We start from the raw sequence: 18,371 nt of genomic DNA, 5'->3' as shown, positions 1-18,371 counted from the left end.
AGCCCCACCGTGGAACTGACCACCATCTGGTTTCTCCTCGTCGCCGTGCTCTTCACCGGCTACTTCATCCTGGAGGGCTTCGACTTCGGCGTCGGCATGCTGCTGCCCGTACTCGGCCGCGACGACCGGGAACGCCGCGTCATGATCAACACGATCGGGCCGGTCTGGGACGGCAACGAGGTCTGGCTGATCACCGCCGGCGGCGCCATGTTCGCCGCCTTCCCCGAGTGGTACGCCACCCTCTTCTCCGGCTTCTACCTGCCGCTGCTACTCATCCTGCTGGCCCTGATCGCCCGTGGCGTCGCCTTCGAGTACCGCCACAAGCGCCCCGAGGCCTCCTGGAAACGGCGCTGGGACCACGCCATCTTCTTCGGCTCCCTCATCCCCGCCGTCCTGTGGGGCGTCGCCTTCGCCAACATCCTGCGCGGCGTACCCCTGGACGCCGACCACGAGTACGTCGGCGGACTGCTCAACCTGCTCAACCCGTACGCCCTGCTCGGCGGCGCGACCACCGCGGCGCTCTTCCTCACCCACGGCGCGGTGTTCATCGCCCTCAAGACCGTCGGCGACATCCGCGAACGCGCCGCCGCCCTCGCGGTCCGCCTCGGCCTGAGCACCGCCGCCCTCGCCGTGACCTTCCTGACCTGGACCCTCACCATCCGGTCCAGCGCCGCCGCCGTCGTGCTCGCCGCCGGCGCCGCCCTCGCCCTGGTCGGTGGTCTCGCCGCCGCCAAGGTACGCCGCGAGGGCTGGGCCTTCACCGGCACCGCCGTGGCCATCGGCCTGGCCGTGGCGACCCTGTTCGCCGCGCTCTTCCCCAACGTGCTGCCCTCCACGCTGGACCCGGCCGGCACGCTGACCGCCAGCAACGCCGCCTCCACCCCCTACACCCTGACGATCATGACCTGGGTGGCGGTGTTCTTCACCCCGATCGTGCTGGCCTACCAGGGCTGGACCTACTGGGTGTTCCGCAGGCGCATCGGCGTGGCCCACATCCCGCAGCACTGACCCCGACCGGAGTCAGCGCGCGGCCACCTCCGCCTCGGCGCGGTGCCGCACCGTCTCCAACACCCGCGCCGCCGCCGCCACGTCGTCGACCGGCAGGTCCGCCCAGAGCCGGGCGCCGATCGCCGCACCGGCGGCGGCCGCCCGGCTCTGGACCACCCGCCCCCGCTCGGTGACCGAGACGAGGTGACCGTCGCCGGGCGCCGGTGCCACCAGCGCCGCGTCGACCAGTTCGGCCAGCACGCCACGGGCGCTCGCCGCATCGGTCTTCAACCCGTCGACCAGCCGCCGTACGGCCTGGTCGACGGGGATCGGTGCGTCCGCGGCGGCGACGACGGTGAGCAGCAGCGACTGGGCGAAGGTCAGCCCGAGCGCGGTCAACTCCCGCTCCAGGAGCGCCCGGGTGGCGTGGTGGGTACGACCGAGCAGCTGACCGTTGAGGGTGACGGACATCCCCGACTCCATTCCGTTGGCGTGACCAATGTTGGCCGAGCCAACGTAACACCTGATCGTGGGTACGACCAACAACCACCGGTAGAGTCCACCCCATGCAGCCCGCCGACACCCCCCACGACCTGCGCACCACCCCCAGCTGGCTGCTCACCCAGACCGCCACCCACGCCAGCCGCATCGTCAGCACCGCACTCGGCACCCGCCACGCCCGCGGCTACCACTACCGACTCCTGGCCACCCTCGCCGAAACCGGCCCCGCCAGCCAGGCCGACCTCAGCCGACACAGCGGCATCGACCGCAGCGACATCGTCGCCACCATCAACGACCTCGCCGACCGCGACCTCGTCCACCGCCAACCCGACCCCAACGACCGCCGCCGCAACATCATCCACATCACCCCCGCCGGCCGCCGCGAACTCACCCACCTGCAACACGCCCTCGACACCGCCCAGGACACCCTGCTCGCCCCCCTCGACCCCACCGACCGCCACGAACTCGTCCGCCTCCTGCGCCGTCTACTCACCCACCACGAACCGAGAGACTGACCATGCCCCGCCTACACACCCACACCTACGCCACCACCGTCACCTGGACCGGAAACCTCGGCACCGGCACCAGCGGCTACCGCGACTACCGCCGCGACCACGACATCACCACCGCCGGTCGCCCACCCATCCCCGGCAGCTCCGACCCCACCTTCCGCGGCGACCCCACCCGCTGGAACCCGGAACAACTCCTCCTCGCCGCCCTGTCCCAATGCCACATGCTCGCCTACCTGCACCTCTGCGCCGACCACGGCATCGTCGTCACCGACTACGTCGACCACGCCACCGGCACCATGACCACCGACCACACCGGCAACGGCCACTTCACCGAAGCCGTCCTGCACCCCCGCGTCACCGTCGCCGACCCCGACACCACCGACACCGCCACCGCCCTGCACGACCAGGCCCACCACCTCTGCTTCATCGCCAACTCAGTCAACTTCCCGGTCCACCACCAACCCACCACCACCGCCGACCCACCCGCCGACACCCCCGACCACCCCTGAACACAAAAACCGGGGGCCCGAGACAACCGCCCCGGACCCCCGACCACACCACCACCAACCGCTAGCCCGCCTCGCGCAACTCCGCCAACCGGGCCTCGATCTCCGCCAACTCCGCCCGCAACTTCTCCGCCTGCCGCTCCGCCTCCGACCGCTCCGCCGCCAGAATCTGCTCCACCGCCTCGTGCACCCCCGGCACATCCACCAACGCCACCATCCGCAGCGCCTCCGCCGGCTTCAACACGTACGGCTTTGCCAACACCTTCCCACCCTGCTGCGCCGCCACCGTCCACTCACCCTCGGCGTACGCCAACGTCACCGTCAGACCAGCCGGACCCTTCGGCTTCACGACCTTCACCGCCCGCCGCGCCGGCTTCGCCTCCACCGTCTCCACCTTCGACTCCTCCCGCTGCACCGGTTCCTCCCGACGCGGCTGCGGCACCCGGTCCAACACGAACTCCGGCGCCACCACCTCCGGCGCCGGCTCCACCGCCTCCACCTTCGGCTCCACCACCCGCCGCCCCGCACCCCGCGGCGCCATCGCCACATCCGCGGGGGAGAAGGGCAACTCGTCACGCCCGAACCGCACCACCACGAACTCGTCGGACACCGCCGGATCGGTCAACTCGACCACCTGACCCAACTGCCCGGCGACCTGACCCGCCGACGCCGTGAACACCACCTTCGGCTTACGACCAGCCGCCAACGCCTCCCGGATGCCCTGCACCTCATCGGTGGACAAACCCTGACCCGCCATCACGCCCTCTTCCGTACCCATGTTCGACCGCAGCCTTGATACCAGCCCACTGCGACAGCCGGAAGATCAACCCCCCAGGGCCCGCAACGCCCGATCCGCATGCTCGTGCATGCCCAACTCGCTGTGCACCACCTCGACCACCCGCCGATCCGTCCCGATCACGAACGTCATCCGCCGCGTACTCAACGCCCCCAGCGGCAACCGCCGCCGCACCCCGAACCGCCCCGCCACCACACCATCCGGATCCGACAACAACGGGAAGTCGAACCCGTGCCGACGCGAGAACTCCGCCTGCCGCGCCACCGGATCCCGACTGATCCCCACCCGCTGCGCACCCACCGCCGCGAACTCCGCCGCCAGATCCCGGAAGTGACAACTCTCCGCCGTACACCCCCGCGTCAGCGCCGCCGGATAGAAGAACAACACCACCGGCCCCACCGCCAGGAACTCCGACAACCGGCGAACCCGCCCCGTCTCGTCCGGCAACTCGAAGTCCTCGACCAGGTCACCCACACCCACCACCGGCACTCCTCACTCGACACCAGCACAACCGTCGGGCGAGCCTACGCACCACCACGTGTGCTCCACCACATCGCGCTGTCCACCCCCACGACCGCCCCGGTAACGTCCCCGCCGTCAGCCCGGCGCCAGGGGAGGGGACCAATGACACCCGTCACCGTCATCACCGGCGGCAGCCGCGGCATCGGCGCCGCCACCGCCCGCCGCCTCGCCGCAGCCGGCCACCACCTGACCCTCGGCTACCGCCGCGACCACACCACCGCCGACACCCTCACCGCCGAGCTACGCGCCACCGGCGTACGCGCCATCGCCGTACCCGCCGACACCCGCGACCCCGACCAGGTCACCGCCCTGTTCGACGCCGCCGCCGAACTCGGACCCATCACCGGCCTGGTCAACAACGCCGGCATCACCAGCCCGATCGGCCCCTTCACCGACCTGCGCGCAGAGGACCTCCGCGAGGTCGTCGACGTCAACCTCATCGGCTACGTCCTCTGCGCCCAACAGGCCGCCCACCGGATGACCGACGGCGCCGCCATCGTCAACATCTCCTCCGTCGCCGCCACCCTCGGCAGCCCAGGGGAGTACGTCCACTACGCCGCCGTCAAAGCCGCCACCGACGCCCTCACCATCGGCCTGGCCAAGGAACTCGCCCCACAGGGCATCCGGGTCAACGCCGTCGCCCCCGGCATCATCCGCACCGACATCCACGCCCTGTCCGGCCAACCCGACCGACCCGACCGCGCCGCCACCCGCATCCCACTGGGCCGCCCCGGCGAACCCGACGAGGTCGCCGCCGCCATCGCCTGGCTACTCAGCCCGGACGCCTCGTACACCACCGGCGCCATCCTGCGCGTCGGCGGCGGCCTCTGAGCACATACCGTCGGCTGGGCGGTGACCACCACCGGGGGTGGGGCAGCGCGGGGCACCGAGATCGTGGATCGGAAGATCGCCACAAGCGGGTGGCACACTGGGTGTCGCGTGATTGCACAGAGAAATAATGATTTCTGACTGCAATCAAGACGGACCAACTGATGTCCGTCGGCCCGGCAGGTCCTCGACCAGACCAGCCTGCGGCGAGCGAGGGGAGTGGCCGGCGAGCCCGCGTCCCGAAACCACGTCGCCGCACCGGCCACCGACACCTACCATCACCCCGTGACCACGGAAGTGCCGTACCGCGCTCTTCCCGTCGACCAGTCCGACGTCCGGTACCTGCACGGGCCCGACTCCCACCGGCAGCCCCGGGTACCCGTCGGCCGGACCGTCGAGTTGGACTGCACCGACAGCGCCGTCTACCCGGGCACCGTACGGAAGTTCTGGATCCACCTGCCGGCCCGGTACGACCCGGCGCAACCGGCGTCACTGCTGGTCTTCCTCGACGGACGGTGGTATCTGGATCCTGACGGCGAGGTACGGGCCAGCGTCGTCCTGGACAACCTCATCGACCGCGGCGACCTCCCGGCCACCGTCGGACTGTTCGTCGACCCCGGTATCCGGGTCGGATCGGACCAGCCGAAGAACCGCAACATCGAGTACGACGCGTACGACGACCGCCTCGTCACCTTCCTGCTCACCGAGATCATCCCGCAGGTGACTCAGCGTTACGCCATCAGTGCCGACCCGCGACGGTGGGGCATCTGTGGCGGCAGCAGTGGCGGCAACGCGGCGTTCACCGCCGCCTGGCTACGCCCGGACCGGTTCCAACGCGTGATCGGCTGCCTGTCCAGCTTCACCCAGATGCCCGGCGGTAACCCGTACCCGCGACTCATCGCCGGCGCACCCCGCAAGCCGCTGCGGATCTTCCTGCAGGCCGGCCATCGCGACCTGCACTGGAACGAACCCGAGCGGAACTGGCTCGCCGAGAACCTGCGGGTCGCGGCCGCCCTGGCGCAGGCCGGCTACGACTTCCGGCTGGTGCTCGGCGACGGCGGCCACAGTCCCAACCACGGTGGCGTCCTGCTGCCAGACGCGCTGCGCTGGCTGTGGCGTCCTGACACCGATCCGACTCCCCTGACCACCAGACCTCAGATTCGATAATGTACATTATGTCAAGTAGCGGGGTTCGGGCACCGGAATCCCGCCCCCGAGGGGGTCGGTACGCCACCCCGAGGATCAGGGTTTGACTCAGTGGAACGTCCGGCGCTTGGCGGCGTCGACGAACGCCGTCCAACCGTGCGTGGCGCCAGATCGCGTTGCCGAACACGTCACGGGCCGTGCTGCCCCTCACCTCGACGTCGAACTGTTCGAGGTGGACCGGAACGCAGCCCTTCCCCGCTTCCCTCCCGTTGCCGGCCAACCCGAGAAACATGCATAATATCCCTTATGCATGACAAATCGGGTGAACCGGTCATCGAGTTGGTAGCAGAGTTCCTGACGGCTCGGGCCACCCGGAAGCCCTCGCCGCACACGCAGGAGGCGTACCGGCGGGATCTGCTCGCGGTGGCCGCGCTCGCGGCGGAGCTGGCCACCCCTCCCCTCCCCCTGGCCGATCTCCGGATCGACGCGCTCTCCCCCGGGCTGCTGCGGTCGGCGTTCGCGCGGTTCGCCGCCGACCGTGCCGCCACCTCGGTCGGGCGCGCCTGGTCCACCTGGAACGGCTTCTTCACGTTCCTGGTGGCCGAGCAGGTGGTGCCGGGCAATCCGATGCCGGCGGTCGGCCGGCCCCGGGCGCCGCTCCCCCAGCCCAAGCCGCTGCGGGGCGAGGACACTCCGGAGCGGTTGCTGACCTCGGCGGCGCGGGGTGAGGGGCGGCAGCGCGATCCGTGGCCGGAGCGGGACGTGGCGGTGTTGGCGCTGGCGTTGTGCGCGGGGTTGCGGTTGTCGGAGTTGTTGGCGTTGCGGGTCGGTTCGCTGTCCGGTCGGCCCGGTGAGCGGCGGGTCGAGGTGGCCGGTAAGGGTGGGCGCCCGCGGGTGCTGCCGGTGGAGCCGGGTCTGGACGCGGTGGTGTCGGACTATCTGGACAGCCGGGTTCGCCGGTTCGGTGCGCGTACGGTTCGGCCGGATTCGCCGTTGTTGGTGGATCGGCGGGGCGAGCCGTTGCGTCGGGGCGGGTTGCAGTACCTGGTGGAGTCCTGTTATCGGCGGGCCGGTGTGGGTGACCGGGTGCCGGCCGGCGCTCGGTTGCACGCCTTGCGGCACACCTTCGCGACCCGGTTGGCGGAGGACGGTGCGGGCGCGGCGGAGATCATGCGGCTGTTGGGGCACGCGTCGTTGGCGTCGTCGCAGACGTACATCGAGGTGACCGCTGGGCAGCAGCGGGAGGCGGTGCGGGCCAACCGTACGAACCGGGCGCTGGTCGGGTTGGTGTGGCCTCAGCCGGGTTGAGCGGTGAGGACGGCCGGTAGGACGGTGGCGATGGCGGCGGTCGGGTCGAAGGCCGGGTCGGGGTTGGCGAGTTGGTTGTTGAGCAGACCGTCGACGAGGGCGAGCAGGAGCCGTAGTGCGGTGGCCGGGTGATGGGCGCCGAGGGCGGCCAGTAGTGGGGTGGCCCAGGTGGCGAGGTCCTGTTGGCGGTGGGCGATCTGTTGTTGCAGGGCGGGTTGGTGGGCGGCTTCGGTGAAGATGGCGAGCCGGGCGAGAGTGCGGGTGCGGCCGGTGGTGGTGAGCTCGTGTACGAGGGCGCCGAGGGTGGTGGCGAAGGTGTCGGTGTCGATGGGGTGGAGGTTGGCGGCGAGGTGGGTCCAGGCGCTGGTTTCGGTGTCGAGGATGCGGGTGAGTACACCGGCGAGGAGGGATTCGCGGGTGCGGTAGCGGTTGGAGGTGGAGCCGATGGGTAGGCCGGCCTGCTCGTCGACGGCGCGGTGGGTGAGGTGGCGGGTGCCGCGGGTGCCGAGGACGGTGATGGCGGCGTCGAGGAGTTGTCGTTGGCGGGCGTCCACGACTGGCAGACTACAGCAGTAGTGCTGTCGACTACGCCTGTAGTACGGTCGGGTGATGCGAGGTTCAGCGGCCGTCATCGGGGGCGGCGTCGGTGGGTTGGCGGTGGCGATCGGGTTGCTGCGGGCCGGGTGGACGGTGACGGTGTTCGAGCGGGCCGCGGGGTTGCCCGAGGCTGGCACCGGGTTGGGCATCTGGCCGTCGGCGTTGCGGGCGCTGGACCAGCTCGGGGTCGGTGCGGTGGCGCGGGAACGGGGGCGGGCGCAGCCGGACGGCGCGATGCGTCGCCCCGATGGTTCGGTGATCGCCACGTTGGACGTGGGTCGGATCCGTCGGCGGCACGGCGAGGGGGTGTTGCTGCTGTCGCGGCCGGCGTTGCTGGGGTTGTTGGCACAGGCGCTTGCGGCGGGAACGGTGCGGTTCTCCTCGCCGGTGCGCGACGTGGCGGCGCTGGCTGACGGGTACGACGTGGTGGTGGGTGCCGACGGGATCGGCAGCGCGACCCGGGCGGCGATGTTCGGCGCTCGTCATCCGTTGCGGTACTCGGGGATGACGGCGTGGCGGGGCACGGTGGCGGTGGAGGTGCCGGCCGGTGGTGAGACCTGGGGGCGGGGTCGCAAGTTCGGGGTGACGCCGCAGGCGGCGGGGGTGACGAACTGGTACGCGGCGGTGACCACGCCGTCGGGGTACCGGCCGCCGGAGGGTGATCTGGCGGCTTTGCGCCGGTGGTTCGGTGACTGGCACGATCCGCTGCCGGCGGTGCTGGCGGGGGTCGAGGCGGGTGGGTTGTTGCGGCACGAGGTGCGGTACCTGCCGGCGTTGCCGTCGTACGTGCGGGGGCGTTCGGTGTTGGTGGGTGACGCCGCGCATGCGATGACCCCGGATCTGGGGCAGGGTGCCTGTCAGGCGTTGATCGACGCGGTGGTGTTGGCGCAGGCGTTGGCCGGGGAGTCGGATGTGGCCTCGGCGTTGGCGCGGTACGACGGGTTGCGGCGGGGGCCGACGCAGCGGATGGCGGCGATGGCGGTGCGGGCGGGCCGGTTGGCGCAGGTGCGGCGGTTCACCGGGGTGCGGGACGTGGCGTTGCGGTGGGCGTTGGCGTTCGGTCCGCCGGGCTGAGCGGGATGGTCGCCGGGTGTGGCAGGCTGGTGGTGACGCGACTGGCGGCACCGGGGATGGGATCGACCATCGGGGAGCTCTCGTCGTGGGGGTCGTCCGCCTGGGCCTCCGCGGGCGAGGTGTGTCATGTCGACGATGACGACGGCCCGGTTGTTGCCGGGTGGGCCGGTGGCGGAGCAGATCCTGGCCGAGGTGGCGCGGGGTGTGGCGGGGTTGCGGGCGGCCGGGGTGGTGCCGGCGTTGGCGACGGTGCTGGTGGGTGACGACGAGGCCAGCGTGGGTTACATCCGGATCAAGCAGCGGCAGGCGACGGAGCTGGGGTTCGCCGCTCCGCACGTGCGGTTGCCGGCGTCGGCGTCACAGGCCGATGTGCACGCGGTGTTGGCGGACTTCAACGCCGACGCGGGGGTGCACGGGGTGTTGTTGCAGTATCCGATTCCGGCGGGGTTGGACTACGACCGGGCGTTGCAGGTGCTGGATCCGGATGCCGATGTCGACGGGATGCATCCGGTGAACATGGGGCGGTTGGCGTTGGGGTTGCCCGGTCCCCTGCCGTGTACGCCGGCGGCGATCGAGGCGTTGTTGGCGTTCCACGGGGTGCCGGTGGCCGGGCGTGAGGTGGTGATTCTGGGTCGGGGTGCGACGTTGGGGCGCCCGTTGGCGATGTTGTTGGCGCAGAAGCGGTCGACGGCGAACGCGGCGGTGACGGTGGTGCACACGGGGGTGGCGGACTGGCCGCGGTACACCCGGCGGGCGGAGATCCTGGTGGCGGCGGCGGGGGTGCCGGGGATCGTGCGGCCGGAGCATGTGCGGCCGGGTGCGGTGGTGGTCGGTGGTGGGGTGCGGTACGCGGGGCGGCGGTTGTTGCCGGATGTGGATCCGTCGTGCGACCGGGTGGCGGGGGCGATCACACCGCGGGTGGGTGGGGTGGGCCCGGTGACGGTGGCGATGTTGTTCCGCAACGCGTTGCGGGCGGCTGTCGGGCGGTCACGGGCCGAGGTCGACCAGCAGGGGGCGGTGGTCGGAGATGGTGGAGCGGGGGGTGGTTACGGCGGTGACCGGCGGTAGCTGGTCGAAGGCGTGTCGGTCGGCGAGGGCGTGGTCGAGTTGGACGCGGGGTTGGCCGGCAGGGTAGGTGGGGCGGCGGCCCAGGGGTCGCCAACCGGAGGCGAGTCGAGCGGCCCAGGCGGGCAGGTTGAGGTCGCCGAGCAGGATCCGTGGGGCGGGTAGGGCGCGTAGGGCGCGGACGACCTGGCGGAGTTGGTGGATGTTCCAGCCGGGGACGAAGGACAGGTGGGTGGCGGCGACGGTGAGTGGGCCGTGGGGGGTGTCCAGGACGGCGGCGAGGACGACGCGGGGTTCGTCGCGCAGCAGGATGAGTCCGCCGCCGGGGCCGGGTGCGTAGACCGGGGAGCGTACGGGTGCGGGGCGGAGTCGGGTGACCTGCCAGGTGGTGACGGGGTGGCGGGAGATCAGTCCGACGCCGTAGCGGGGTTCGCCGTGGCCGTCGTCGTCGTGGGTGAGGGGGCGGAACGCTTCGCCGGGGGTGCCGACGACGGCGGCGGCGAAGCGGTGTTCGGGGGCGTCGAGGGCGTGGGCGGCGATGGCGGTGAGGTCGTGGTTGCCGCTGCGGGACTGGTCGTGGTCGACCTCCTGCAGGGCGAGCACGTCGGCGTCGAGCGCGGTGACGGCGGCGGCGAGGCGGTCCGGGTCGACCAGGCCGTCGGTCAGTGACCGTCCGTGCAGCAGGTTGAACGTGGCCAGGCGCACGCTGCCACTTTATCGATGTGGTGGCACAGTTTCGGCCATGGTGAAGGGTCTGTTCTGTTCGATGTTGTTGTTCGTAGCGGTCGGCGGGGTGGGGATCTGGGTGCGGCGGCTGCGGGGTCGGTGAGGCGTGCCACTTCGGGCCGTGTCGGGGGCGGCGGGGTGGGCAGAATGCGGCGCGTGGAGTTGGATCCGTCGACTGTCGTGTTGTTGTTGACCGCTGCGGCCCTGGCGGGGTGGGTGGATGCCGTGGTGGGTGGTGGCGGGTTGTTGCTGTTGCCGGTGTTGTTGGTGGCGGTGCCGGGGATGCCGCCGGCGACGGCGTTGGGGACGAACAAGTTGACGGCGATCGCGGGGACGTCGGTGGCGGCGGTGACGTATGCGCGTCGTACCCGGATCGACTGGGCGGTGGCGGGGCCGGCGGGTGCCCTGGCGGTGGTGTTCGCGGGGTTGGGTGCGGCGTTGGCGGGTGCGGTGCCGCCGTCGGCGTACCGGCCGGTGGTGTTGGTGGTGTTGTTGTCGGTGGCGTTGTTCGTGGTGCTGCGGCCGCGGTTGGGGGTGTCGGCGGTGCCGCGGCGGCGTACCCGGGTCCGGGTCGTGGTGGCGGTGCTGGTGGCCGGGGTGGGTGTGGCGCTGTACGACGGGCTGATCGGGCCGGGTACCGGCACGTTCCTGGTGGTGGCGTTCACCGCGTTGGTGGGTGCGGACTTCGTGCACGGTTCGGCGATGGCGAAGGTGGTGAACGCGGGCACCAACGCGGGGGCGTTGGTGGTGTTCGCGGTGTTCGGGCACGTGTGGTGGGTGTTGGGTGCGGCGATGGCGGTGTGCAACATCGTGGGGGCGATGGTGGGGGCGCGGATGGCGTTGCGTCGGGGTGCCGGGTTCGTGCGGGTGGTGTTGTTGGTGGTGGTGTTGGCGTTGGTGGCGAGGTTGGGTTACGACCAGTGGTTGGCTCGTTGAGCGGGCCGCGCCGGGTCGGTGGGGCGGGCTGTGGGCCGCCGGTGTCGGGTGGTGGGGGGGGTTTCCGGTCGCGGTGGTGGGCCGTTGGTCGGCAGAATGCGCGCATGTCGCAGGTGGTGTTGCGGACGGAGCGGGTCCGGTTGGTGCCGTTGGCCGATGAGCATCTGGCGGGTGAGATCGAGTTGGACGCCGATGCGGAGGTGATGCGTTTTCTGGGGCCGGTGCGTTCGGCCGAGCAGGTGCGTCGGATGCATCGGCGTCGGTTGGCGGTGGCGCGGCAGGCGCCGGGGTTGGGGTTCTGGGCCGGTCTGGTCGGTGGTGAGTTCGTCGGGTGGTGGTTGTTGGAGCCGCCGCAGCGTCCTGATCAGGGGCCGGTGGCCGGGCAGGCGGAGTTGGGTTACCGGTTGTCGCCGCGGTGGTGGCGTCGGGGGCTGGCCAGTGAGGGCCCCGGGAGTTGCTCCGGTACGGCTTCGCCGAGTTGGGTCTGCGGCGGGTGTTCGCGGAGACGATGGCGGTGAACGTGGCGTCGCGGGCGACGATGGCGGCGGTGGGGATGCGGTATGTGCGCACGTTCCACCAGTCGTGGCCGGATCCGCTGCCGGGTGCGGAGCAGGGTGAGGTGGAGTACGAGATCACCCGGGCCGGGTGGGTGGGTTCAGGCGCGGCGGGGCGATTCGAAGCGGCCGGCGCGGATCTCTCGTAGGGCGCGGCGGCGGGTTTCGCCGCGCAGGGTGTCGACGTAGAGGCGGCCGTGCAGGTGGTCGGTCTCGTGTTGCAGGGCGCGGGCGAGGAATCCGCTGCCGGCGATGGTGAGTGGTTCGCCGTGTTGGTCGAAGCCGCGGGCGGTGGCGTGCAGGGCGCGGGGGGTCGGGAAGTAGAGGCCGGGGATGGACAGGCAGCCCTCGTCGTCGTCCTGGAGTTCGGTGGAGAGTTCCAGGGTGGGGTTGATCATGTGGCCGCGGTGGCCGTCGGCGTCGTAGACGAACACCTGGGCGTTGACGCCGATCTGGGGTGCGGCGACGCCGGCGCGGCCGGGTTTGCCGAGCAGGGTGTCCATCAGGTCGGTGACCAGGGCGCGCAGTTCGGCGTCGAAGGTGGTGATGGGCTCGCTGGGGGTGCGGAGCACGGGGTCGCCGATGATGCGGATGTCACGCATGGTCATGTCGGCAAGGTTATCGGTCGGGGGCGAGGGCGGCGCGTACCGGTGCGGTCTTGGCCGCGGCTTCGGCGACTTCGGCGTCGGGGTCGCTGTCCCAGGTGATGCCGCCGCCGGCCCAGACGTGGAGGCGGTGGCGGTCGACGGCGGCGGTGCGGATGGTGAGGCCGAGGTCGAGGTGGCCGGGGGTGATCCAGCCGAGGGCGCCCATGCTGGCGCCGCGGCCGACGGGTTCGAGGGTGGCGATGTGGTCGAGGGCGGCGAGTTTGGGGGCGCCGGTGACCGAGCCGCCGGGGCAGACGGCGCGTAGCAGGTCGGCCAGGCCGAGTCCGGGGGCGGCGGTGGCGCGGACGGTGGATTCGGCCTGCCACAGGTCGCACCAGCGGCGGACGGCGAACAGGTCGTCGACGCGGACGCTGCCGGTGGCGGCGATGCGGGCCAGGTCGTTGCGTTCCAGGTCGACGATCATGATGTGTTCGGCGCGTTCCTTGGCCGAGGTGAGCAGGTCGGTGCGGCCGGCGGTGGTGGCGGGGCGGGTGCCTTTGATCGGGCGGGTGGTGAGGGTGCCGTGGTGGACCTCGATAAGGGTTTCGGGGCTGGCGCAGCCGATGGCCCAGCCGGTGCCGGTGAGCACGCCGCCGTAGCGGGCGCCGGGTAGCCGGCCGAGTCGGGTCAGGGCGGGTAGTGGGTCGCCGGTGTAGGGGGCGCTGGCGTGGCCGACGACGTTGACCTGGTAGACCTCGCCGCGGCCGATGGCCTGGCGGGCGGTGTGGACGGCGTGGGCGTGCTGGTGGGGCTGCCAGCTCTCGGTCCACGGTCCGTGCCACCAGCCGGTGGTCGCCGGTGGGGCGGGTGGGGTGTCGGTGTGTGCGTAGACGACGACGGCGACCTCGGGCAGGTCGGCGGGGTTGGCCGGGCCGGGGTTGCCGCCGGCGAGTAGGGCGCCGGCGGCGGCGGAGAGGTAGAGGGCGGCGCCGCAGACGCCGTGCGGGTCGTGGGCGGGTGCGGGGCGGGCGAGGTCGTGCAGGGGTAGGCCGTGGGCGGCGAGGAACTCCTCGGTACGTGTGGCGGGGTCGCCGCCGTCGGTGGGGTGCCATTGCCAGCGGGCGCGTTCGACGAGGCGGCCCCGGCAGCCGGCGGGTACGGCGGGGGGATCGACCACCATCCGTGGGAGCGCTTCCACGACGTCTGGTTGAATGTGGCTCATCCGTTCAGCGGATTTCCCACGCACCACGCGCACATCTGCTCGATGCGGCGCGCTTCCGCTTGGTACTGTGCGTCACTGGTCATGTGAACCATGACACAGTGCCCCCACAGTCCGGAGAACCCGATGTGCCAGCACCAACCCACCTGCCCCTCCGCCGAAGCCACCGACCGGGAAGCCGCCAAAGTCCTCGCCTGCTTTCGTGAGCAGGGCTGGAGCCTGCTCTGCAACGGGGTGATCGTCTTCGAGGACACCGGCGAACTGCTGCCCGACGGCAGCAGCATCGCACCGCACCGCGGCCCCGCCCGACACGCTCTCGCCGCCTGAGACGACCACGATCCGTCACGACCTTTCCCGCGTCGACCCAGGCTAGTCCCCCGGCCGGTCACCGGCGGCGCCCAGGCCCGACGCGCCACCGCAGGCGGCATCCCGCCGCCTGCGGTAGACGCCCCGACCTCAGTCCTCGTACGCCTGCGGCGACGGGCACGAACAGACCAGGTTGCGGTCACCGTAGCCGCCGTCGACCCGCCGCACCGGCGACCAGTACTTCGCCACCCGGTCCACCCCGGCCGGGTAGCCGCCCACCGACCGCGGGTACGGGTGCGGCCACTGGTCACCGGTGAGCATCTGCGCCGTGTGCGGCGCGTTGGCCAGGGGATTGTCCCCAGCCGGCCACTCCCCCGAGCCCACCTTGTCGATCTCCGCCCGGATGGCGATCAGCGCGTCGCAGAACCGGTCCAGCTCGGCCAGGTCCTCACTCTCGGTCGGCTCCACCATCAACGTCCCCGCCACCGGGAACGACATCGTCGGCGCGTGGAACCCGTAGTCGATCAACCGCTTGGCCACGTCGTCCACGCTCACCCCGGTCGCCTTCGTCACCGGCCGCAGATCCAGGATGCACTCGTGGGCCACCAGACCCTTGTTGCCCGCGTACAACACCGGGAAGTGCCCCCGCAGGCGCGCCGCCACGTAGTTGGCCGCCAACACCGCCACCCCGGTCGCCCGGGCCAGCCCGTCGGCACCCATCATCCGCAGGTACGCCCACGGGATCGGCAGGATCCCCGCCGACCCGTACCGGGCCGCCGAGATCGCCGGCCGCCCGTCCACCGGCGCACCCGCCGGGTCACCCGGCAGGAACGGCGCCAGGTGCGCCCGCACCGCCACCGGCCCCACCCCCGGACCACCACCACCGTGCGGGATGCAGAACGTCTTGTGCAGGTTCAGGTGCGACACGTCCGCCCCGAACCGGCCCGGCTTGGCGAACCCGACCAGCGCGTTGAGGTTCGCCCCGTCGACGTACACCTGACCACCGGCGTCGTGCACCTTCGCGCACAGCGACGCGATGCCCGTCTCGTACACGCCGTGCGTCGACGGGTACGTCACCATGATCGCCGCCAGGGCGTCGGCGTGTGCCGCGATCTTCGTGTCAAGGTCGACCAGGTCGACGTTGCCGTCGGCGTCGCAGCCGACCACCACCACCCGCATCCCGGCCATCACCGCGCTGGCCGCGTTGGTGCCGTGCGCCGACGACGGGATCAGACACACGTCCCGGTGCGTCTCGCCGCGGCTGCGGTGGTAGGCGCGGATCGCGAGCAGACCCGCCAACTCCCCCTGCGAACCGGCGTTGGGCTGCACACTGACCGCATCGTAGCCGGTCACCTCCGCCAGCCAGCCCTCCAACTGAGAGATCATCTCCCGGTAGCCGGTGGTCTGCCCGGCCGGCGCGAACGGGTGCAGATGGGCGAACTCCGCCCAGCTCACCGGCTCCATCTCGGTGGTGGCGTTGAGCTTCATCGTGCACGAACCCAACGGAATCATGCCCCGGTCCAGGGCGTAGTCCAGATCGGCCAACCGCCGCAGGTAACGCAGCATCGCCGTCTCCGACCGGTGAGCGTGGAACACCGGGTGGGTGAGGAAGTCACTGCCGCGGCGCAACGCCGCCAACAGCCGCGGCTCGGCGTCCCCGGCGGCGAGCGGCACCCCGAACGCGGCACACACCGCCGCCAGGTGCGCCTCGGTGGTGGTCTCGTCGCAGGAGATCCCGACCCGGTCGGCGTCCACCAGCCGCAGGTTCACGCCACGCTGCTCGGCCGCGGCCACCACCTCCGCCGCCCGGCCCGGCACCACCGCGGTGACCGTGTCGAAGAACGGCACGTCGGGCACGTCCACCCCGGCGCCGCGCAGGCTGTCCGCCAGCCGCACCGCCCTCCGGTGGGTCCGCTCGGCGATCCGCCGCAGCCCGTCCGGGCCGTGGTAGACGGCGTACATGCTGGCCATCACCGCCAGCAGCACCTGCGCGGTGCAGATGTTGCTGGTCGCCTTCTCCCGGCGGATGTGCTGCTCCCGGGTCTGCAACGCCAACCGGTACGCCGGTGCGCCGGCCGCGTCCCGGGATACCCCGACCAGCCGGCCCGGCAACATCCGCTCCAGGCCCGCACGTACCGCCAGGTAGCCGGCGTGCGGCCCACCGAAGCCCATCGGTACGCCGAACCGCTGGGTGGTGCCGGCGGCGATGTCGGCGCCGATCTCCCCCGGCGCCCGCAGCAGCGTCAACGCCAGCAGGTCCGCCGCGACGGTCACCAACGCCCCGGCCGCGTGCGCCGCCTCGACCAGCGGCGCGTGGTCACGCACCACCCCCGACGCGCCCGGGTACTGCAGGTGCAGCCCGAAGAACTCCGCCGGCAGTGCGTCCCGGTCGACGTCCACCACCCGCACCTCGATGCCCAGCGGCTCCGCCCGCCCGGCGATCACCGCGATCGTCTGCGGCAGGGCGTCGGAGTCGACCACGTACACCCGGCTGCGGCTCTTCGACGCCCGCCGGGCCAGGGTCATCGCCTCGGCCGCCGCGGTGCCCTCGTCGAGCATCGACGCGTTGGCGGTGGCCAGCCCGGTCAGGTCCGACACCATCGTCTGGAAGTTCAGCAACGCCTCCAGCCGACCCTGGCTGATCTCCGGCTGGTACGGCGTGTACGCGGTGTACCAGGCCGGGTTCTCCAGCACGTTACGCCGGATCACCGCCGGGGTGTGCGTACCGTGGTACCCCAACCCGATCATGGACACGGCGACGGTGTTACGGCCGGCCAGGGCCCGCAGCTCCGCCAGGGTGTCGTGCTCACTGGCCGGCTCCGGCAGGTCCAGCCGGCCGTGCCAGCGGATCACCTCGGGGATCGCCGCGTCCATCAACTCGTCGATCGAGGCGTAGCCGACGGTCTCCAACATGCGACGTTCGTCGTCGGGGCCGGGACCGATGTGACGGTCGGCGAACGATTCAGCGGTCATCGGCGGCACTCCTGCGGGGGCGGGGGTCGACAGGTCGGCCCTCCCCCTCTGTCACACCCGCAGGTGTTCCACAGTGCCTGTCCCGACGCGGTCCTTTTGCCTGAGAGGTTCCGGGGAGGATTTGCCCCTTCGGCGCCGACCCGGCTACCGCCAGGCGGTCTCTCCCACGTGGGTGCTACCGGCGCGATCAACGCTACCAGCGTCCCCGACGGGCCACCGCGAACCCCCGGACCGGTAACCGTCCGGAAACGTACCCCCGCGCTACGCGACCAACCCGGCGGTGCCGCCCGGCGCCACCGGCACCGGGCGCGGGTCGCGCGGCGCCGGTTCGCCGGTCAGCAGCCGGTCGGCCAGGGCCGGCAGCCACCGGCCCAGCGCCGCGTCCACCCGCAGCCGGGCATGCCCGTCACCCCGCGTCACCCCCTGGTTGACGATCACCACCGGCACACCGTGCCGCGCCGCCGCGGTGACGAACCGGCGCCCCGACAACACCGTCAACGACGACCCGAGCACCAGCAGCAGCCGCGCCTGCTGCACCAGGGCGAAACACCGCCGCACCCGACCGGCGGGCACCGTCTCACCGAAGAACACCACGTCGGGCTTGAGCAGGCCGCCGCAGGCCCGGCAGTCGACGGTACGGAACGCGGCCACCTCGGCGTCGTCGAGTTCCACGTCACCGTCGGGGTTGACCGCGGCGCCCCGCCCGGCGAAGTCCGGATTCACCCGACGCAGCCGCCCGTCCAACTCCTGCCGGGTCGTCCGATCCCCACAGGCCAGGCAGACCACCGCGTCGAGCCGGCCGTGCAACTCCACCACGTCCCGGCTACCCGCCGCCGTGTGCAGCCCGTCGACGTTCTGGGTGATGACCCCGGTCACCAGCCCACCCCGCTGCAGCCGGGCCACCGCCCGATGCCCGTCGTTCGGGGCCGCCCGCGCCACCAACCGCCACCCCAGGTGACTACGGGCCCAGTACCGGCGGCGGGCCTGCCCGTCACCGACGAACGTCTGGTACGTCATCGGCTGCTGCCGGCGAGCCACCCCACTGGGCCCCCGATAGTCGGGAATGCCCGACTCGGTGGACAACCCGGCACCGCTGAGCACCACCACCCCGCCGCCGGCCGCCAGCCCCACCACCGGCTCGATCACGTCTTCCACCCGACCAATGCTGCCCCAGCCCGACGACCGCGACCAGCCGCCCGCCCCTCCGCGACCCGCCCGTGCCGTAGCC

General features: G+C 71.8%; 19 protein-coding genes, 1 pseudogene and 2 riboswitches. Of the genes and pseudogenes, 11 read left to right on the top strand and 9 right to left on the bottom strand.

The window, feature by feature from the left end; translation table 11 throughout:
• Positions 1-9 precede the first annotated feature (9 nt).
• On the top strand, positions 10-1,008 hold the full coding sequence (gene cydB, locus D2L64_RS15905) for a cytochrome d ubiquinol oxidase subunit II (protein WP_119577287.1): 999 nt from the start codon (positions 10-12) through the stop codon (positions 1,006-1,008).
• A 12-nt stretch (positions 1,009-1,020) separates the two neighbouring features.
• On the opposite strand, the gene D2L64_RS15900 is transcribed toward cydB, so the two are convergent.
• Positions 1,021-1,458: a helix-turn-helix domain-containing protein gene (locus D2L64_RS15900; RefSeq protein WP_119577285.1), complete on the bottom strand. Its 438-nt coding sequence runs from the start codon at positions 1,456-1,458 to the stop codon at positions 1,021-1,023.
• A 95-nt stretch (positions 1,459-1,553) separates the two neighbouring features.
• On the opposite strand from D2L64_RS15900, the gene D2L64_RS15895 reads away from it, so the two are divergent.
• Positions 1,554-2,003: a MarR family winged helix-turn-helix transcriptional regulator gene (locus D2L64_RS15895; RefSeq protein WP_119577283.1), complete on the top strand. Its 450-nt coding sequence runs from the start codon at positions 1,554-1,556 to the stop codon at positions 2,001-2,003.
• 2 nt (positions 2,004-2,005) lie between these two features.
• Positions 2,006-2,509: an OsmC family protein gene (locus tag D2L64_RS15890; protein WP_119577281.1), complete on the top strand. Its 504-nt coding sequence runs from the start codon at positions 2,006-2,008 to the stop codon at positions 2,507-2,509.
• A gap of 61 nt (positions 2,510-2,570) precedes the next feature.
• On the opposite strand, the gene D2L64_RS15885 is transcribed toward D2L64_RS15890, so the two are convergent.
• On the bottom strand, positions 2,571-3,263 hold the full coding sequence (locus tag D2L64_RS15885) for a hypothetical protein (protein ID WP_119577279.1): 693 nt from the start codon (positions 3,261-3,263) through the stop codon (positions 2,571-2,573).
• Between the two features lie 66 nt (positions 3,264-3,329).
• Positions 3,330-3,791 (bottom strand): peroxiredoxin, encoded by a 462-nt coding sequence (locus tag D2L64_RS15880; protein ID WP_119577278.1) that lies wholly within the window; start codon positions 3,789-3,791, stop codon positions 3,330-3,332.
• 135 nt (positions 3,792-3,926) lie between these two features.
• Between D2L64_RS15880 and D2L64_RS15875 the strand changes: the two genes are divergently transcribed.
• The 3 genes from D2L64_RS15875 (at position 3,927) to D2L64_RS15865 (ending at position 7,106) form a co-directional block, all read left to right on the top strand.
• On the top strand, positions 3,927-4,655 hold the full coding sequence (locus tag D2L64_RS15875; RefSeq protein WP_119577276.1) for an SDR family oxidoreductase: 729 nt from the start codon (positions 3,927-3,929) through the stop codon (positions 4,653-4,655).
• Positions 4,656-4,937: 282 nt separating this feature from the next.
• Positions 4,938-5,819 carry an alpha/beta hydrolase gene (locus tag D2L64_RS15870; protein ID WP_119577450.1) on the top strand — a complete coding sequence of 294 codons (882 nt, stop codon included), beginning with the start codon at positions 4,938-4,940 and terminating at the stop codon, positions 5,817-5,819.
• Positions 5,820-6,104: 285 nt separating this feature from the next.
• The gene (locus tag D2L64_RS15865; RefSeq protein ID WP_119577274.1) at positions 6,105-7,106 is read left to right on the top strand and encodes a tyrosine-type recombinase/integrase; all 1,002 of its coding nucleotides are present in this window, start codon (positions 6,105-6,107) and stop codon (positions 7,104-7,106) included.
• Here D2L64_RS15865 and D2L64_RS15860 read toward each other — a convergent pair.
• Positions 7,094-7,660: a TetR/AcrR family transcriptional regulator gene (locus D2L64_RS15860; RefSeq protein WP_119577273.1), complete on the bottom strand. Its 567-nt coding sequence runs from the start codon at positions 7,658-7,660 to the stop codon at positions 7,094-7,096. The genes D2L64_RS15865 and D2L64_RS15860 overlap by 13 nt on opposite strands.
• Positions 7,661-7,715: 55 nt before the next feature.
• On the opposite strand from D2L64_RS15860, the gene D2L64_RS15855 reads away from it, so the two are divergent.
• Positions 7,716-8,777 (top strand): FAD-dependent monooxygenase, encoded by a 1,062-nt coding sequence (locus D2L64_RS15855; RefSeq protein WP_119577271.1) that lies wholly within the window; start codon positions 7,716-7,718, stop codon positions 8,775-8,777.
• Between the two features lie 27 nt (positions 8,778-8,804).
• A riboswitch (ZMP/ZTP riboswitch) is annotated at positions 8,805-8,890 on the top strand.
• A gap of 22 nt (positions 8,891-8,912) precedes the next feature.
• A complete protein-coding gene (locus D2L64_RS15850) occupies positions 8,913-9,845 on the top strand; it encodes a bifunctional 5,10-methylenetetrahydrofolate dehydrogenase/5,10-methenyltetrahydrofolate cyclohydrolase (protein ID WP_119577269.1) in 933 nt (310 codons plus the stop codon).
• On the opposite strand, the gene D2L64_RS15845 is transcribed toward D2L64_RS15850, so the two are convergent.
• Positions 9,765-10,547: an endonuclease/exonuclease/phosphatase family protein gene (locus D2L64_RS15845; RefSeq protein ID WP_119577267.1), complete on the bottom strand. Its 783-nt coding sequence runs from the start codon at positions 10,545-10,547 to the stop codon at positions 9,765-9,767. The genes D2L64_RS15850 and D2L64_RS15845 overlap by 81 nt on opposite strands.
• A gap of 177 nt (positions 10,548-10,724) precedes the next feature.
• Here D2L64_RS15845 and D2L64_RS15840 point away from each other — a divergent pair, with 177 nt between their 5' ends.
• Together D2L64_RS15840 and D2L64_RS15835 are read left to right on the top strand one after the other, a co-directional pair.
• Positions 10,725-11,504, top strand: a complete 780-nt coding sequence (locus tag D2L64_RS15840) for a sulfite exporter TauE/SafE family protein (RefSeq protein ID WP_407663112.1) — start codon at positions 10,725-10,727, stop codon at positions 11,502-11,504.
• A 104-nt stretch (positions 11,505-11,608) separates the two neighbouring features.
• Positions 11,609-12,207, top strand: a pseudogene (locus D2L64_RS15835) (GNAT family N-acetyltransferase).
• Here D2L64_RS15835 and def read toward each other — a convergent pair.
• Positions 12,160-12,666 (bottom strand): peptide deformylase, encoded by a 507-nt coding sequence (gene def, locus D2L64_RS15830; protein ID WP_119577263.1) that lies wholly within the window; start codon positions 12,664-12,666, stop codon positions 12,160-12,162. The pseudogene D2L64_RS15835 and the gene def sit on opposite strands and share 48 nt — an antisense overlap.
• Before the next feature lie 10 nt (positions 12,667-12,676).
• Entirely contained in the window at positions 12,677-13,867 is a 1,191-nt protein-coding gene (locus D2L64_RS15825) for a chorismate-binding protein (protein WP_119577261.1), read from the bottom strand.
• 123 nt (positions 13,868-13,990) lie between these two features.
• On the opposite strand from D2L64_RS15825, the gene D2L64_RS15820 reads away from it, so the two are divergent.
• Entirely contained in the window at positions 13,991-14,191 is a 201-nt protein-coding gene (locus D2L64_RS15820) for a DUF5999 family protein (RefSeq protein WP_119577259.1), read from the top strand.
• A 129-nt stretch (positions 14,192-14,320) separates the two neighbouring features.
• Here the strand turns inward: D2L64_RS15820 and gcvP are convergent, their stop codons facing one another.
• Entirely contained in the window at positions 14,321-17,143 is a 2,823-nt protein-coding gene (gcvP, locus tag D2L64_RS15815) for an aminomethyl-transferring glycine dehydrogenase (RefSeq protein ID WP_119577448.1), read from the bottom strand.
• Positions 17,144-17,221: 78 nt separating this feature from the next.
• Positions 17,222-17,320, bottom strand: a riboswitch (glycine riboswitch).
• 84 nt (positions 17,321-17,404) lie between these two features.
• A complete protein-coding gene (locus D2L64_RS15810; RefSeq protein WP_119577446.1) occupies positions 17,405-18,307 on the bottom strand; it encodes an NAD-dependent protein deacetylase in 903 nt (300 codons plus the stop codon).
• Positions 18,308-18,371 lie beyond the last annotated feature (64 nt).

The organism is Micromonospora radicis, from assembly GCF_003583405.1.
Lineage (GTDB): Bacteria > Actinomycetota > Actinomycetes > Mycobacteriales > Micromonosporaceae > Micromonospora > Micromonospora radicis.
This window is presented reverse-complemented; position numbering and strand designations above follow the sequence as displayed.

Bases quoted from the DNA above. Each gene is read 5' to 3' on its own strand.
- D2L64_RS15825 (WP_119577261.1), bottom strand. From the start codon at position 13,867: ATGAGCCACATTCAACCAGACGTCGTGGAAGCGCTCCCACGGATGGTG.
- gcvP (WP_119577448.1), bottom strand. From the start codon at position 17,143: ATGACCGCTGAATCGTTCGCCGACCGTCACATCGGTCCCGGCCCCGAC.
- D2L64_RS15895 (WP_119577283.1), top strand. From the start codon at position 1,554: ATGCAGCCCGCCGACACCCCCCACGACCTGCGCACCACCCCCAGCTGG.
- D2L64_RS15855 (WP_119577271.1), top strand. From the start codon at position 7,716: ATGCGAGGTTCAGCGGCCGTCATCGGGGGCGGCGTCGGTGGGTTGGCG.
- D2L64_RS15820 (WP_119577259.1), top strand. From the start codon at position 13,991: ATGTGCCAGCACCAACCCACCTGCCCCTCCGCCGAAGCCACCGACCGG.
- D2L64_RS15875 (WP_119577276.1), top strand. From the start codon at position 3,927: ATGACACCCGTCACCGTCATCACCGGCGGCAGCCGCGGCATCGGCGCC.
- D2L64_RS15865 (WP_119577274.1), top strand. From the start codon at position 6,105: ATGCATGACAAATCGGGTGAACCGGTCATCGAGTTGGTAGCAGAGTTC.
- D2L64_RS15850 (WP_119577269.1), top strand. From the start codon at position 8,913: ATGACGACGGCCCGGTTGTTGCCGGGTGGGCCGGTGGCGGAGCAGATC.
- def (WP_119577263.1), bottom strand. From the start codon at position 12,666: ATGACCATGCGTGACATCCGCATCATCGGCGACCCCGTGCTCCGCACC.
- D2L64_RS15885 (WP_119577279.1), bottom strand. From the start codon at position 3,263: ATGGCGGGTCAGGGTTTGTCCACCGATGAGGTGCAGGGCATCCGGGAG.
- D2L64_RS15890 (WP_119577281.1), top strand. From the start codon at position 2,006: ATGCCCCGCCTACACACCCACACCTACGCCACCACCGTCACCTGGACC.
- D2L64_RS15900 (WP_119577285.1), bottom strand. From the start codon at position 1,458: ATGTCCGTCACCCTCAACGGTCAGCTGCTCGGTCGTACCCACCACGCC.